General features: G+C 60.2%; 17 protein-coding genes. 13 read left to right on the plus strand and 4 right to left on the minus strand.

Annotated elements, in window-relative coordinates:
- Positions 1–93 precede the first annotated feature (93 nt).
- From VGL70_03105 to VGL70_03120, 4 genes are all read right to left on the minus strand, one after another.
- Complete coding sequence (locus tag VGL70_03105) at positions 94–318, minus strand: hypothetical protein (GenBank protein HEY3302507.1); 225 nt, start codon at positions 316–318, stop codon at positions 94–96.
- A gap of 89 nt (positions 319–407) precedes the next feature.
- Complete coding sequence (locus VGL70_03110) at positions 408–1031, minus strand: hypothetical protein (protein ID HEY3302508.1); 624 nt, start codon at positions 1029–1031, stop codon at positions 408–410.
- Between the two features lie 10 nt (positions 1032–1041).
- On the minus strand, positions 1042–2919 hold the full coding sequence (locus VGL70_03115) for an ABC transporter ATP-binding protein (protein HEY3302509.1): 1878 nt from the start codon (positions 2917–2919) through the stop codon (positions 1042–1044).
- A 93-nt stretch (positions 2920–3012) separates the two neighbouring features.
- Positions 3013–4761, minus strand: a complete 1749-nt coding sequence (locus VGL70_03120) for an ABC transporter ATP-binding protein (GenBank protein ID HEY3302510.1) — start codon at positions 4759–4761, stop codon at positions 3013–3015.
- A gap of 112 nt (positions 4762–4873) precedes the next feature.
- Between VGL70_03120 and VGL70_03125 the strand changes: the two genes are divergently transcribed.
- From VGL70_03125 to VGL70_03185, 13 genes are all read left to right on the plus strand, one after another.
- Positions 4874–5911 (plus strand): A/G-specific adenine glycosylase, encoded by a 1038-nt coding sequence (locus VGL70_03125; GenBank protein ID HEY3302511.1) that lies wholly within the window; start codon positions 4874–4876, stop codon positions 5909–5911.
- On the plus strand, positions 5908–6690 hold the full coding sequence (gene mtgA / locus VGL70_03130; GenBank protein ID HEY3302512.1) for a monofunctional biosynthetic peptidoglycan transglycosylase: 783 nt from the start codon (positions 5908–5910) through the stop codon (positions 6688–6690). Before VGL70_03125 ends, mtgA begins: the two co-directional genes overlap by 4 nt.
- A gap of 37 nt (positions 6691–6727) precedes the next feature.
- Complete coding sequence (locus VGL70_03135) at positions 6728–7429, plus strand: response regulator transcription factor (GenBank protein ID HEY3302513.1); 702 nt, start codon at positions 6728–6730, stop codon at positions 7427–7429.
- A 3-nt stretch (positions 7430–7432) separates the two neighbouring features.
- Entirely contained in the window at positions 7433–8497 is a 1065-nt protein-coding gene (locus VGL70_03140) for an ATP-binding protein (protein HEY3302514.1), read from the plus strand.
- Between the two features lie 92 nt (positions 8498–8589).
- Positions 8590–8991: a hypothetical protein gene (locus VGL70_03145; protein HEY3302515.1), complete on the plus strand. Its 402-nt coding sequence runs from the start codon at positions 8590–8592 to the stop codon at positions 8989–8991.
- Positions 8988–9221, plus strand: a complete 234-nt coding sequence (locus VGL70_03150; protein HEY3302516.1) for a hypothetical protein — start codon at positions 8988–8990, stop codon at positions 9219–9221. Before VGL70_03145 ends, VGL70_03150 begins: the two co-directional genes overlap by 4 nt.
- The gene (msrP, locus tag VGL70_03155) at positions 9222–9983 is read left to right on the plus strand and encodes a protein-methionine-sulfoxide reductase catalytic subunit MsrP (protein ID HEY3302517.1); all 762 of its coding nucleotides are present in this window, start codon (positions 9222–9224) and stop codon (positions 9981–9983) included.
- A gap of 24 nt (positions 9984–10007) precedes the next feature.
- Positions 10008–10667 carry a protein-methionine-sulfoxide reductase heme-binding subunit MsrQ gene (locus VGL70_03160; protein HEY3302518.1) on the plus strand — a complete coding sequence of 220 codons (660 nt, stop codon included), beginning with the start codon at positions 10008–10010 and terminating at the stop codon, positions 10665–10667.
- Positions 10664–12028 (plus strand): hypothetical protein, encoded by a 1365-nt coding sequence (locus tag VGL70_03165; protein HEY3302519.1) that lies wholly within the window; start codon positions 10664–10666, stop codon positions 12026–12028. The genes VGL70_03160 and VGL70_03165 overlap by 4 nt, the downstream gene beginning before the upstream one ends.
- 69 nt (positions 12029–12097) lie before the next feature.
- Positions 12098–13117, plus strand: coding sequence for a cytochrome b/b6 domain-containing protein (locus VGL70_03170; protein HEY3302520.1), 1020 nt, complete (start codon positions 12098–12100; stop codon positions 13115–13117).
- Positions 13098–13883 carry a molybdopterin-binding protein gene (locus VGL70_03175; protein ID HEY3302521.1) on the plus strand — a complete coding sequence of 262 codons (786 nt, stop codon included), beginning with the start codon at positions 13098–13100 and terminating at the stop codon, positions 13881–13883. The genes VGL70_03170 and VGL70_03175 overlap by 20 nt, the downstream gene beginning before the upstream one ends.
- A 36-nt stretch (positions 13884–13919) precedes the next feature.
- Entirely contained in the window at positions 13920–15338 is a 1419-nt protein-coding gene (locus VGL70_03180) for a M24 family metallopeptidase (protein ID HEY3302522.1), read from the plus strand.
- Between the two features lie 278 nt (positions 15339–15616).
- The gene (locus tag VGL70_03185) at positions 15617–15919 is read left to right on the plus strand and encodes a zf-TFIIB domain-containing protein (protein ID HEY3302523.1); all 303 of its coding nucleotides are present in this window, start codon (positions 15617–15619) and stop codon (positions 15917–15919) included.
- Positions 15920–16090: the final 171 nt, after the last annotated feature.

Here is a 16090-nt window from a genome sequence, read left to right on the forward strand (position 1 = left end):
TTAGCCGCCGCAAGACAATGCTGCCCCGAGATCACACGGGACATCGAGAAAGCGATCTCGCGCGGGCGAACGGATCACGAGAACGCGCCCTGATTATTTCTCCCAGAGCCGCTCGAGAATCTCTTTTTGCTTGTCGCTGAGTTTTCGGCCCTGCCCGACCTGTTTGACCAGGCTCATGATAAAGCCCCGCTCCCAGTCGGTGAATTTGGCGTCGCTCGCCTCCTCGCCCAGGCACGCGACGAGATACTCCTCGCGCGATTTATTCTGTTGGGGTCTCTCGGGTTCTCTCAGAATCCCTCTGACCATTCGTAACGCCATGATGCGCCGCTCCTCGAAGAAAGTTTTTTTACAATTAAACTGGGGTCGCTTCGAGGTCAAGAAAAAAATAGCCCGGCGCGAGGCTCTACTCAGTTAGGGCGCAGAAGATTTTTCTCCTGCAGCGCCTTGACGACGGACTGGACGTAGTCCTTGATCGCGGCGCCGACATTTTCCGGCTGAACGACCCTGGCAGTGCCGGTCCAAACGACTTCGTTTTTGCCCACGTCGTACAGCGTCACCTCCGAGGTGACGACGTCATAGCGCCGGATGCCGGGCGCGCCGTAGAAGCCGTACCATGTGGCGCCTATGTGAGGACCGAAAACGCCGAAGAAGGGGGAAGGATAATAGGCGGGGTAATACTCCGTTCTCTGCTCCAGGCTTACCGAACGAACGAGCAGCGCGGCGTCGGCGCCCGCAGCCTTGGCGGCCTGCTTGAGTTTCGCTTCGTCGACGCGCTGATCTTCCGGCATATGCCGATAGCTCGGCAAGGCGTCCACGCCGGATGCCTTGAGCCGGGCGACGAACTCGTCTTCCAAATTGCGCCGGATAGCGGTTTCCTCGCTGCTCGCGGCCACCATGATTCTTTTGAACGACGGCGAAGTATAAACGGGATTGGACCATTGACTGACCAGCAAGTCAGTCGAGCATCCGACAAGAGCTAGTGCCAAGACGAGAAAGGGAATGGCGGCGGCGCGCGGAAACGTGCGGTTCATAAAATTCCACTCACATCTTCGCTTCCGCATCTTTCCCCTGAGCCTTCGGCGCCTCGATCGCGTACTGCAACTGATAGAGCCGGAAGTAAATCCCGCGCTTCTGCATCAGCTCGGCGTGCGTGCCGACTTCGCGGATCTCGCCGTGATGGAAGACGATGATCCGGTCGGCGTTCCGGATCGTGGAGAGGCGGTGGGCGATCACGAGGCAGGTCCGGTCTTTCATGACTTTTTCCAGCGCGTCCTGGATCAAAAGCTCGGTCTCCGTGTCCACGCTCGACGTGGCTTCGTCCAGAACCAAAATCTCCGGCTGGAACACCAGCACGCGCGCGAGCGAGAGCAATTGGCGCTGGCCGGTGGAGAAATTGCTGCCGCGCTCGCGCACTTTGGCGTCGAGGCCGCCGGAGAGACGATGGATGAAGCGGTCCACGTTCGCGTACTTGACCGCCTGGTCGACGCGCTCGGCGGGAACGCCGTCTTCGCCGAGGCAGAGATTGGCCCGGATATCGCCGGAGAAGAGAAACACGTCTTGCAGCACGACGCCGATGTGGCGTCTCAGCGCCATGAGGTCCCAATCGCGCACGTCCACGCCGCCGACTTTGACCGCGCCGCGCTGGATGTCGTAGAAGCGGCTGAGCAATTTGATCGTCGTGGTTTTCCCCGAGCCGGTGGCTCCGACCACCGCCACTCTCTCTCCCGGCTCGATCAGGAACGAGACGCCCTTCAGCACCGGATCGCTCTCCTTGTACCCGAACCAGACGTCCTCGAAGCTCACCTCGCCCCTGAACGGTTTGGGGACGACCGGCTTGGCCGGGCTCGAAATCGCGACCGGCGTGTCGAGCAAGTGAAAAATCCGCTCGGCCGAAGACATCGCCGACTGCATGACGGTGTACTTCTGGCTGAAGTCGCGCAGCGGCACAAAGAATCTATTGATGTATTCCTTGAAAGCGACGATGGTGCCGATGCCGATCGCGCCGTTGAGCGCTTCGCCGCCGCCGTACCAGAGGAGGAGCCCCACGCTGATCGAGCCCGCCCCCTCGACCATGGAATGGAGCCCCGCCTCGTAAAGATTGGACATCTGGTTGGCGTCGCGATGCGCGGCGTTGAGCGCGTCGAATTCGCGGTAGCTTTTTTCCTCGCGGACGAAAAGCTGGATCACCGCCATGCCCGAGATCGCCTCGCCCAGGTAGGCGTTGATGCGCGCGATGCGCTCGCGGATCAGGCGGTAGGCCTGGCGCGCCTTGCGGCGGAAAAAATCGATGGCCGCCAGCATCGGCGGAATCAGCGCGAGCGAGACCAGCGCCAGCTTGGCGTCGAGAAAGAACATGATCGCGACGATCCAGCCGAGCATGACGAAGTCCGAGATCAAGGTCATCGCGCCGGCCGCGAACATTTCCTGGAGCACGTCCACGTCGGTGGTCATGCGCGTCACCAGACGGCCCACCGGATTGCGATCGAAATAGCTCATCGGGAGTTTCTGCACGTGAGAGAAGATCGCGACGCGCATGTCGGCGAGCGCCCGCTGCGCCACCCGCATGGTCATGGTGTAGTGAAGGTAAGCGATCATCGCTTCGCCGACGACGGCGCCGAGGAACAGCAGCGCGATTCCCTGAAGGCCCCAGAGATCGCCCCCGCCGATGTAGCGGTCGATCGCCACCTTCATCAGATAAGGCTGCGCCAGACCGAAGAGCTGCAAGAGCGGCAGCAAAAGCATCGCCAGCCAGAAGAGGCGCTTGTACGGAGCGACAAAGCGCCACAGCCGCCGGAGCAGCCGGACATCGTACGCCTTGCCGAAAATTTCTTCATGATGAGAAACGGCCAAAGTCGAGGCATACGGCTGAGGTCGTTGGCCTCCGTTCGATGGGTTGCCGGGTGTTTGCGTTTCAGCCATGTTAAACAAATGTTGAATTTTTAATTTTGAGTTTTGAATTTCGGAATCGAATTTCAATTAAAAATTCAAAATTCTTCATTCAAGATTCTCTTTTTAGATTTGCTCCAGCTCTTCAAAGAGCTGCTGTTGGCGATGGAGGTCGGCGTAGAGGCCGCCCTTTTGAATCAGCTCCTGATGCGTGCCGCGCTCGATGATCCGGCCCTCGTCGAGCACCAGAATCTCGTCCGCTTCTTTGACCGCGGAGATCCGGTGCGAGATGATGACGCAGCTCTTCTCCTTGAAGACCGACTTGAGCCGCTTGAGAATCGCGTCCTCGGTCTCGGCATCCACGCTCGAGAGACAATCGTCGAGAATGAGAAACGGCGCGCCCTGGAGCAGCGCGCGCGCCAACGTGGCGCGCTGCTTTTGCCCTCCCGAAAGCATGATGCCGCGCTCCCCCACGACCGTCGCCGACCCTTCGGGAAAAATCGCCACGTCGCGGTCGAGACGCGTCAGCCGGATGGCGGTGTCGATCTCTTCGTCGGAGACGTCGTCACGGCCGAATCCCAGGTTGCGATGGAGCGAAGCGGAAAAGAGAAACGGGTCCTGCGGCACGTAGGCCATCGCCCGGCGCAGCTCGCCGAGAGAGATGGAACGGATGTCCCTCCCGTCGAAGCGTATTTCTCCCGCAGAAACGTCGTAGAAGCGCGGGATCAACTGCGCCAGAGTGCTTTTCCCGGCGCCGGTCCGGCCGACGATCGCGACCGTGCGGCCGCGCGGCACGGCAAAGTCGATCTCTTTCAACGCCGCCTCCTCCAAAGTCCCATTGCCCTTGGCGTCGTAGGAAAATGAAACATTGCGGAACTCGACGCCGGTTTTAGAATCCGACGGCGGCGCCGGCCGGTCGGGAGTGACGATCTCCGGCTGGATCTTGAAAATTTCCTCCAGCCGCTCCAAAGCGGCCCGCCCCCTCTCCACGAGCGAGAGCATCCAGCCGAGGGCCGCCATCGGCCAGGCCAGCACGTGGAGATAAGCGATGAACGCGACGATGTCCGCGATCAGCATCTCGCCGCGGATGACGCGAAATCCGCCGTAGCCGAGCACCAAGAGGACGGTGAGGCCGCCGACCGCCTGCATGAACGGCCCGATCACGCCCCGCAGCTTGGCCAGCTCCATACTTTTTTCCTGGAAGTCTTTATTGAGCTCGATGAACTGGCGAATCTGATGCTCCTCCTGCGTGTACGCCTTCACCACGTGCATGCCGCTCAAATTCTCCTGAACGTGGCTGCTCAGCTCGGACATCTGTTGCTGCACCTTGAGCGAAGCCTTCATGATCTTGCCGCGAAAACGGCGCACCATCCACACGAGCAGCGGCCCCGGCAGCAGGGCCACGAGCGTCATGCGCACGTCCATCGACAGCATGAGGACGATCGCGTAGACAAAATAGACCGGCGCGTTGAAAAAATTGAGAATGCCCGGACCCAGCAGCGAGCGCACCGCGGAGATGTCGTTGATCACCCGCGACATGAGATCGCCGGTACGCTGCGAGTGATAGAACTTGATCGGGAGCTTCTGCAGGTGGGCGAAGAGGTCGTTGCGCAGATCGTATTCGATGTCGCGTCCGGCGTTGAAGATGAACGCACGCGAAAACGTGCGGATGATCCCCTGCGCCACGCCCGCCGCCGTGATGAGCAGCGCGTAGTAGCGCACGTCCGCCAGCGAGCCGCCGTGCTCGATGATCCTCACGCCCTCGCGGATCCACCATGGGATCCACATCACCAAGGTCACGGTGCCCAGGAGACAGAGCGATCCGAGAACGTACCGCCGCCAGTAGCGCAGCAGGTAGCCCCGGAGCCGTCCCATTCCGCCCATAGGAGAAATTTATACGCTACGTGCTAATCGTTCGCAAGGAAAGCGACGAGAAAACGCCGCGCGCCGCTTGATTTGATCTAATTTGCTGATGTAGCTTGCGGGGGTGAAGACCGATAAGCACGAGCGCGTTCAGCGCGCGCTCATCTCCTGGTACGGCCGGACGCGGCGCGAGCTGCCGTGGCGCCAGACGCGCGATCCGTACGCGATATGGATCGCCGAGACGATGCTGCAGCAGACGCAGGTCAAAACCGTTCTCCCCTATTATCGCCGCTTCCTTAAAGCCTTTCCGTGTGTCGGCGCGCTCGACCGCGCGCGGCGCGACGCCGTGCTCGCTCATTGGTCCGGCCTGGGTTATTATCGCCGCGCCATTAACCTGAAACGTGCGGCGGCGACGATCGTCAATGTCCACGGCGGCAAACTTCCGCGCGACTTCCACGCGCTCCGCGCCCTGCCCGGCATCGGCGATTACACCGCGGGCGCTTTGATGAGCATCGCCTTCGACGAGCCCTATCCGGCGCTCGACGGCAACGCCCGGCGCGTGCTCGCGCGGCTGTTCGATATTGATACGGAGAAATCCGTGCGACAAGCAGCGGCGCGGTTGGCGCGGATTTCCCGGCCGGGAGACTTGAACCAGGCGCTGATGGATCTCGGCGCGACGGTTTGTCTTCCGAGGGAACCGCGCTGCCCGCGATGCCCCGTCGCTTCGCGTTGCTCGACGCTGAGACGCGGCACCATTCACAAACGCGCCGCACCGAAGCTGGCGACGCGAAAAATCGACTGGCCCTTAGCTCTCATCGAAAAGAATGGTAAGATCCTCCTGCGCCGCCGCCCGTCCGGCGGGATCTTGCCGGGGCTCTGGGAAATTCCCGGCGGGGAGAGAAAAAATAAGGAGACTCTGCAAGCCGCCTTGCGCCGCAACCTCGACGGCCTCGGCCGGCGCGTAAAATTACAATCCGCCATGGGCGTGATTCGCCACAGCATAACCAACCGCAGGATTCGCGCGCCCGTCTTTCGCTGCGCTTGCGCGGGAGGCGCCGCGTTTCCCGCGCGAAACTGGCGCTGGTTTCGGCTTTCTTCGCTCCACCGCCATCCGCTCTCTTCGCTGAGCCTCAAAGCGGCGAAACTCCTCGCGCCATCGTGAAGGGGCTTTTCCTCAAGAGCTTTCTTATCTCCGTCGTCCTGGGCTTCTTCGCCTACGAGTACGTGACGCTCCCCGAGGTCGCGCCGCTGAAGAAAAGAAATCCCCGGACTACGGCGCTGATCGAGCTGCGCGATGAAGAATACTTGAGCCGCGGCCGGCGCCCTGTAAGACAGCAGATCTGGGTCTCGTACGACACGGTCTCCGAGCATCTCAAGAAGGCCATCGTTATCAGCGAGGACGCGTCGTTTTTCAGCCACAAAGGAGTCGACTTCTACGAGCTGAAAGAAGCTTTCTGGAAGGACTGGGAGTCGGGCCAGTTGAAGCGCGGCGGCAGCACGATCACGATGCAGCTCGCGCGGAATCTCTATTTGAGCCCGTCCAAAAACCCGGTGCGAAAGCTGCGCGAAGTCGCGATCGCCTTCCAGCTCGAACGCGCGCTGTCGAAAAAAAGAATCTTCGAGCTTTACCTCAACGTCGTGGAATGGGGCCACGGAATTTACGGCGCCGAGGCGGCGGCGCGCCATTATCTCGGGAAATCGGCGGCGGAGTTGAATCCGGCGGACGCCGCGACGCTCGCCGGCCTGCTTCCGAGCCCGCGCAGCCCGGGCGAAAAGGGCTTGCTCTTCAGGAGAAATCTCATCCTGTCCCGCATGGCCAGGATCGGCTACATCAGCGCCGCCGAGGCGGAGCGCGAAAGCCGCCGGCCGCTCTTTTATAGGGGAGAAGAGCCGCCGGATGCGGGCGAGGAACTTTTCCCGGCGCGAGAGAGTTCATACTGAAGGCGACCGGCTGGAGCGCAAGCCCCAATAGAACTGAATGGAAGCCAAGAAGAATCTAGAACCGATTCTGATCGTCGAGGACGACCGCAAGACGGCGTCTCTTGTCGCCCTCTATCTCGAACGGGAAGGATTCAAGACGGTCTCCGCCCACGACGGCAAGCAGGCGCTGAGCCTGGCGCGGCAGCACAATCCTATTTTTGTGATTCTCGACCTGATGCTGCCCGGCGTGGACGGGTGGGAGATCTGCCGCGAGCTCAGACGCTCCTCCGAGGTCCCGATCCTGTTTCTTACGGCGCGGCATGAGGAAATGGACCGCGTCCTGGGCTTGTCACTCGGCGCGGACGATTACGTCGTTAAGCCTTTCAGCCCGCGCGAGCTGGTTGCAAGAGTAAAGGCGATCCTCAGACGCGCGCGACCCGCGACAACCAAGGAACAACCACGATTATCCCACGGCGGGCTCACGGTGGATCATGAAAAGCACAGGGTCACTCTGAGCGGCCGCGTCCTTTCGTTGACGCTGTTCGAGCACACCCTCCTCGAGACTCTCATGGCTCAGCCGGGCCGGGTTTTCACCCGGGAGGAGTTGCTCCACCGTCTCTACCCGAACGGCGAAGCGGTGATCGACCGCGTGATCGACGTCCATATCGGAAAGCTCAGGCAGAAGATCGAAGCCGATCCGGCAAAACCCAAATACATCATGACGGTGAGGGGCCTCGGGTATCGGTTTTCCGAGGGCTAGAAAATGAAAAGCCGGCTGCTATGGAAGCTCGTCGCGGTCAACCTGCCGGTCATCGGCATCGTGATCTTCGTGATGTGGCTCGCCATCAACTATCTCGCGGCCGATTATTTCGTCGTCCTGATGAACAAGTACAACATCTCGCCGACGGACATTCACCAGATGTTTCTCGGCGCCGTGCATCGATATCTTCTCTGGGCCAGCATCGCCGCCGTGGCGCTCGCCGTCGCCTCCGGTCTTCTACTGACGAGAAAAGTCCTCGGGCCTCTTTCGCAGATGACGGAGGTCAGCGGAAGAATCGCCGCCGGCGATTATACGGCACGGGTCGGCGCGACTTCCAAGGACGAAGTCGGCCAGTTGGCGACGGCGTTCAATCGGATGGCCGACAGCCTGCAGAGAATCGAGCAGTTGAGGAAGACGATGGTCATCGACGTCGCCCACGAGCTGCGCACTCCGCTGACCAATATTCGCGGCTACATAGAGGCGTTGAGAGACGGGGTCGTAGCGCCGTCGAAGCCGACCTTCGAGTCATTGCATGAAGAGATTCTGCGTTTGGCCAAGCTGGTCGAAGACCTGCTGCAGTTGGCGCGGGCCGAAGCCGCCAAGGGGATCCTCATGCCGCGAAGCGCCGATCTCTACGACGTGTTGTCGAAAGCGCTCGAGCTGTACCGTCAGGGATTTGCCGCGAAGGAGATCACTGTTGAGGTCGAACTCTCCCAGGCTGGCGGACAAATCGTCGCCGATCCGGAAAAATTGTCGCAGGTCTTCAGAAATCTCCTCGACAACGCCTGCCAATACACGCCGCCCGGCGGTCGCGTCGCAGTTTCGGCCGAGCGGCAGCCGGACAGCGTGAAGATCGTCTTTGCCAATTCAGGCGATGGAATCGCGAAGGAGGACCTGCCTCTTATTTTCGAGCGCTTTTATCGGGGCGAAAAGTCGCGCTCGCGCGACCATGGCGGCGCGGGCATCGGGCTTGCCATCGTCAAGGAGATCGTCGCCGCCCACGGCGGCGAAGTAGGCGCTGAAAGCGCTCCCGCGGAAACGCGCGTCTGGTTTACTCTGCCGGTCTAGCTATCTTTACCGAAGCTTTACAATTCCTTTATTCCTCCTTTACGATTCTTGTTTAGATTTGGCATCATTTTAGTCGAAAGGAGCATCTAACTATGAAGGAGCGATGGTGGAACATCGGCAGTCTGATTCTTGTCGTCGGGCTCACCTCTCTTGTCTTCGCCCAGGAACAGAAGGGGATGGGAATGGGCGGGACGATGGAGATGAAGGGCAAGATGGGCGAGATGCAGAAGAGCATGAGCGGCATGATGAAGGATCAGGCGATGACGAAGGCGGACGATCCAAAGAGCATGGGCAAGATGATCGGCCGGATGTCCGGCATGATGGGCGACATGGGACATATGATGGACAGCGGCAAGACGACTCCGGAGGAAATGGAAAACATGTCGAAGATGATGGAAGAGATGTCGGGCATGATGAAGCAGATGTCGGGGCGAATGAAGCAGGGAATGAAAAAGCCGGACATGATGAAAAAAGACGAAGGGATGATGAAATGACGGTCGTGAACAACCGCCATCTCGCGCTCGAAGGATTTGTCCTCCTTCTCATTTTAGCCGCGTTCGCGGAATGGTTCATCGTGCCGGTGCGGGCGCAAGCGCTCAAGCTAGACCAACCCGCGCCGGACATCGCCGCCGGATCCAGGATGACGTGGATCAACAGCGCGCCGCTGACCATGGCCGGCCTCAAGGGGCGGGTCGTGCTGGTCGAATTTTGGACTTACGGCTGAATCAACTGCCAAAACGTCGTCCCGCAGTTGCGGGCCTGGCACGAAAAATACGCGAAAGAAGGCCTGACCATCGTCGGCGTCCACACGCCCGAGTTCTTCTGGGAAAAAGCGCAAAGCAAGCTCGAGGCGGCGGTTAAAAAACTGGCCATCCGCTACCCGGTCGTGCTGGACAACGACTATGAGACCTGGAATCGCTACGGCATCCGCGCCTGGCCGACGATGGTGTTGGTGGATAAGAGAGGCAACATCCGTTATCAGCGCATCGGCGAAGGCGGCTACGAGGAGAGCGAAGCGGCCATCCGGAGTCTCCTGAAGGAATTCACGACGCTCGCCGATCCCAAACAGATGCCCGGAGTGCGGAGCAGCGTTCTCGACTGGCCTTATCTGGAGGGCCTCAGGATCGACGAGGCGGCTCATCCGCTGATGATCCTCGGCGCCGGACTCTACGGCGAAGTCCTGCCGAACCAAAACGGCGCGCCGATCCGGCTTGTGGTGCCCTGGAAGTACGGTTTCAAGAGCATCAAATCGATCGTGAGAATCCGCTTCGTCGAGCAACAGCCGGTCAATACCTGGATGAAATCAGCGCCGCACGCGTACGGCTTCTACTCCAACGTCAATCCGCAGGTCGATCATCCGCGCTGGAGCCAGGCGCGCGAACGCCGTATCGGCGAGTTCTTCAAGCGCGAGACCCTGATGTTCAACGGCTACGTCGACCAGGTCGCCCAGCTCTACGCCGGCATGGACCTCAAAAAATTCTTTTAATTTTGAGTTTTGCATGATGAATTGATGAATTTTAAATTTAAGATTGTGAAGGTGTTTGCCTTCGGCGCCTGTTTCATTCCCCTGGGACTTCTCGGTTGGGACGGATATCACGGGAATCTGGGCGCCAATCCGATCGAGGTCGTCACCCGCTCGACCGGCACCTGGACCTTGGTCTTTCTGTTGATCACGCTTGCCATCACGCCGCTGAGAAAACTTACGGGGTGGAACGAGTTGATCAAATTTCGCCGCATGCTCGGCCTCTGCGCTTTTTTCTACGCCTGCCTCCACTTCACGACTTATGCCTGGCTCGACCAGTTCTTCGACGTCGCCGCGATCGTCAAAGACGTGGCGAAGCAGCCTTTTATCACCGTCGGCTTCGCAAGCTTCGTCTTGCTGATCCCGCTCGCCGTCACTTCGACCGGCGCCATGGTGCGCCGGCTCGGCAAACGCTGGCAGCAACTGCACCGGCTGATTTATCTGATCGCCATCGGCGGCGTGATACACTACGGGTGGCTGGTCAAAGCCGACGATCGCTTGCCTCTGATCTACGGCGCGATCCTGGCGGCGCTGTTATGTTACCGGTTATTCCGGGCGTGGGGCACGCGGTTATGGCTAGGCATCAGATCGCAGGCTCCGGCCGCAATCGCCGGTGAGACGGAAGCGAGGCAGGCAACTGCACGATGAAATCCGCAAAAAATGATTCCTCAACCAGCCAAGAGGCCGATCGCTTGCAGACTGTCCTGCCGGCGCTGACCCTGGGGCTCTTGACCGCTGCTTTTATCATCGCCAAGACTGGACGCGACGCGCTTTTCTTTCAAGGCAGCGGCGGGCTGCTCCAGCTCCCGCTGGTGTATATCAACATCGCCGCCGCCTCCTTGCCGCTCGCGCTCGTCTTTGTCAAGGCGATGAAAATCTGGGGCGCGCGTCCCGCGCGCCTGGGCATTCATGTTGTAGCGGCGGCGGTCATGGCCGTCGCCGCGCCTTTCCTTCAGCCCGGCGATAATAAATTGTTGCTGGCCATGTTCATGTTCATCCCGGCGATCTTCGGCATCCTCTTCGCGAGCCTGTGGCTCTTGGCGTCGGATATTTTCGAAACGGCCGAAAAGCGCGAAGCGGCGCGCGCTTTCAGCAAGATCGGCGCCGGCACGCTCGCCGGCGGCATGGCGGGCGGTTTGATCGCCAAAGGACTCGCGCCTTATTTGGAACCGCAATGGCTGATCTTTTTGGCCGCGGTCCTGGTCCTCGGCGTGATCGCCCTCGTCGCGCACATCCACGGCCGGTTCCCGACTCATATCGTCGCCAAAAAAGCCGGCGATAAAAAAGCCCCTGGAATATTCACGCCGCTCGGCAACAAGTATTCCCTGACGCTATTGCTCATCTCGATGACGGGCGCTCTGGCCGGCCTGCTGATCGACTTTCAGTTTTACGCGGCGGCGGCGAGCGCCAACATGGGATCCAAGGGCAACGCGAGCTTCTTCGCCAACTTTTACATTCTGCTGAATTTCAGTTCCTTGCTGCTCCAGCTCTTCGCGACGCCCAAGATCCAGGATAAAGTCGGGCTGCGCGGCGAGCTGATGGTGCTGCCGATCGCGCTCATCGGCGGCGCGACTTTGGTCACCGCCGCCGCCACGGCCCTCAGCCGTTCGGTTTTGCGCGTTACGGAGGGCGGACTGCGCTCGTCGGTGCACCGTTCCATCTGGGAGCAGGCGTTCATTCCCGTCGAATCCGCCGAGCGTTCTTCGGTTAAAATCGCCGTCGACGGCATCGGCGCCAGGATCGCAGAAGCGATCGGCGCCGCCGCGATTCTTCTCTGGCTCAAGCAAGCGGCGCCCGATGGCGCGATCCCGATGCCGCTCAACACGGATTGGATCGCCTGGGTCGTCCTGGCAACCGTCGCCGCCTGGCTCGCGATCACGCAAAAGATGAGAGTGCAGATGAAAAGCGACCGTGCCGGGACCAAAGCGGTATCGCCTCCGGAGATCGACTGCGAGCGCTTTCCGGACCAGTGCCCGTGCACGACGGAATTGGGCAAGGGCATCGCTTGATGTATTCTACATTACTCCCCCAGATCACGGTCCCGGCGGTTGCCTTCGCTCGCGAGGGTGCAATAGTATGTGACTGATTTTCCGATCCGCAAGAGAATCGCCGTACGCTGTATGAGCGCCCTCACCTACCGCCACAACCGGATCACGCGCGCGACGCACTGGATCAACGCGCTGGCCCTGATGATCCTGTTTATGAGCGGGCTCATGATCTTCAATGCCTATCCCCATCTTCACTGGGGCAGCAAGGCGGAGCCGGAAGAAGCCTTTTTCTCTATTTACGCGATGAACCAAGACGGAAAGATCCGCGCCTACACGGAGCTGTATGGGTTTCGCGTCGAGACGACCGGCGTTCTGGGATTGCAATACACGGAGATGGGACCGATGCCGCGCGCTTTCCCGAGCTGGATCACGATTCCCGGCTTCTACTGGCTCGCCGGCGGCAGAAGGTGGCACTTCTTTTTCGCCTGGCTGTTTGTGCTGAACGGTCTCCTTTACTTCATCTACAACCGCGCCAACGGCCACGTGAGCAAGTTCATTTTAAAGCCGCGCGATCTCGGCAGGCTTCTTCCCATGACGCTCTACTATCTCCGGCTCAGGAAGACCTCGCCGCAGGAAGGCGAATACAACCCGCTGCAAAAGCTCGCTTACACGAGCGTCTTTTTCCTTTTGACGCCGCTCATCATCGTCTCGGGACTCGCCATGTCGCCGCAGTTGAACGTCGCGTTCAACTGGCTGCCGGCGATGTTCGGCGGCCGGCAGTCGGCGCGGAGCATCCATTTCCTGCTGACTTTTTTATTCGTTTTCTTCACGCTCGGGCACGTGCTCATGGTCGTCACGACCGGCGTCATAAACAACATGCGCAGCATGATAACCGGATGGTATAAGGAGAAATTACACGCTCTCGAGGCCGCAGTCGAAACTGTTGCTGCCGCGCCAGAGTCCGCGACCCTCACCCCTACCCTCTCCCTTGAGGGAGAGGGTGAGGGAGAAGGCCAAAAAGCGCAACAGGAAATACAACCAGTGAGGAAATCCGATTCTCAACCGAAGCGCGAAAAGGAAGGGGATGGCGATGAAAAAAAAGAGTCTTGAGTTTTCCCGCAGAAAAATCCTCTTCGGCTTGCTCAACGGCGCCGGCATCTTCTTTCTCTCCGGCTGCGAGAAGTTCTTCAACGGGATGCAGCAGAACAAAAAAGTCCTCTCCGTTCTTGAGTCCGCCGAGGGCTTAAATCGCCGCTTCCTGCGCTTTGTGACCGGCAAAAACCGCCTGGCGCAGGAGTTCGGCGAAAGCGATATCTCGACTTACTTCAAGCCCAACGGCAATCCGCCGCCCTTCACGATCGATTACATGACCAACGCGGCGAGCGGCTGGCCGACCTGGAGACTGGAGGTCGCCGGCCTGGTGAAGCAACCCGCGAGCTTTACGCTGGACGACCTGAAGGCGCTGCCGGCGCGGACGCAGATCACGCGCCACGATTGCGTTGAAGGCTGGAGCGCGGTCGCCAAATGGAAAGGCGTGCAGCTTAAGGAAATCATGCAAAAGGTCGCGCCGGATCAGCGGGCGCGCTACCTCGTCTTTTATTGCATGGATACCGACGACGACGGAAACGCATTTTACGAGAGCATCGACCTCCGCGACGCGAGCCACCCGCAGACGATCCTCGCATACGAGATGAACGGCCGGCCGCTGCCGGTGCCGCATGGCGCGCCGCTCCGCCTCCGGGTGGAAACGCAGTTGGGATATAAAATGGCCAAATACATCCGGCGGATCGAGTTCGTCGAGAGCTTCAAAGAGATTGCGCGGGGGAAAGGCGGCTATTGGGAAGACCGCGGCTACGAGTGGTACGCGGGAATTTAGTGTGAGCCCCTATCGTTCCAAATCAGGAGGTGACTCATGACGAACCGTTCTTCGCTACGCCGATTTTCTTCTTCCACTTCGCGTCGCGCCTTCCTTCGGACGCTCGCATCGACCGGCGTCGCGCTGCCGCTGCTGCCCGGATTATTTCCGCCCCCCGGCGCACAGGCGCAAGAGAACACCGCGCGGCCGGTCAAAGTGTCGAATACTTTTTTTTCGCGCACCGAGCGGGAGCGGCGCTGGACGGCCGTCCGCCGCATCATGGCCAAGCCGCAATGGAACCTCGACGCGATCCTGGCGCCGGGAAGCGGCGAGAAGGCCTACTCTCAATATTTGACGCAGATCGGCGGCCGCGGCGGTGGCGCGGACGTGATCTTCCCGCGCGACGCTTCCAAGCCGGTTCATGCTTTCGTCGGAAGCGCGCGCAACCGCCGCTTCTGGGAGAAGCGACTGACGGCGTGGCAGTCGGATGGAAAGCTCCTTATCGCCGAGGGAGAAGGCTCGAAATCGATCGTCGAACAGTTGAAGAGCCTGGGCTTGAACCGTAGCGGGACGCGCCTCGGCGTGGCCAAGCTCGCGGGCAGCCGCTTCGATCCCGAGGGGTTGGTCTCGGCCACGCTGCTTGAAAAGCTCAAATCGACGCTGCCTGGAGTCGAGTTTCTGCCGATGGAAAAATGGGGCGCCGATGCCGGCCCGGTCGACGAAGCGGCCATGATGAAGGGCAAAGAGGAGCACGACGCGATTCGCGCGGCCGTCGCCGCGGGCGAAAAAGCCATAGAAACGATCAGGAGCCTGGCGCGGCCGCCGTCGCGGCACCAGGCCGACATCTGGCTCCCGACCTTCACCGCCATGTTTGCCGAGACCGGGGAGGATCCGACTCGCCTATCCATCGCTCTCGACGCCGAGGCGAACGCCACCCTCGGCGCTCCCACCGACGATCCGCTGAAAGACGGACAGATCGTGAGCCAGGAGATCGACGCCACGGTGCAGGGCTATCGGGCACAGGTGAACCACTCGATCTTCGTCGGCGGGCCGAAAACTCCCGGCTACGATTACTATCGCGTCGCCATGGAGACGGCGATCAAGATCCTCCACGAATGTCTCGCTTCGATCGTGCCGGGTAAAACCACCTGCGGTCAGCTCGCGGACCTTTACGCCAAGCTGGTTGAGAAGCTCGACGCGGAGGATCGCTCCGGCGTCGTCCTCCACTCCAGCGGCATCGGCAATCTTTCCCGGCCGCGCCTCGGGCCGGCGAACTCCCGGGGAGATTCCGACATCGTTCTGGCGCCGGGGATGACCTTCGATTTCAAGCCGGCGATTCGCATGAAGCGAAGCGCCGTCGAGGACGCGCAGAAGGAAAACCGCGTGGCGCAGATCGGCGAGCACGTCCTCGTCACCGAAACCGGCGTTGTTCGCCTTGGCAAGCGCGAGCTGAAGCCCTTGACGACGGGGAGTTGAATCGGTAAGCAAACATGCTGCGTTTGAACGACTCCGCAGCAACCTGCAGGTATCAGAACTCGGCGAGGTGATTGTCCTTAGGCGTCACCCCCGAATGTTTCTATCGTGGTTCGACTTTGCTCACCACGACCCTGAGCAGTCTGTCGAAGGGTCGGGGGTCCAGTTCCGAACCGCCTGGATTCCCGCTTAAAGCATGCGGGAATGACGGACTTCGGATCGGCAATTGACTTATCGCAGCAAGTGCGGGGAATTAACCCATGCGATTAAAAGGAGGAAACGTGGCGAACAAATGGGATGAAAGAAAAAAAGCGGTGGAGGACGAGTACTTCGTCAAGAAGGAAAAAGAGCTGCTCGAAAAGCTCAGGACCAAAGGCGAGGGAGAGAAGAAAGCCCAGCTCAAGGAGCTCTGCCACATGCTCTGCCCGAAGTGCGGCGAGCCTTTGAAGGAGCGCAGCTTCCAGAAGATCCAGATCGATCAGTGCACGGGCTGCGGCGGCATCTGGCTGGACGCAGGAGAGCTGGAACAGGTCGCCGAAAGAGAAGAGAGCGGGTTTTTAGGGAAGCTGTTTCAGCGGTTGTGAGGGATTTTGTTCCTTCGTGCGCTTCGGGCCACTATCCTTGAACGTTTGCCCACGTTGCGCAATTTTGTCGACGGTCCAAACTCTGGGACATGGGGATTGGTCGCGCCAAGACGCCAAGAACGCAAAGTTCAGAGTCGCAGTTTTTTCTTGGCGGCCTTTGCGCCTTTGCGC

The sequence above is a fragment of the Candidatus Binatia bacterium genome, assembly GCA_036504975.1.
Taxonomy (GTDB): domain Bacteria; phylum Desulfobacterota; class Binatia; order UBA9968; family UBA9968; genus JAJPJQ01.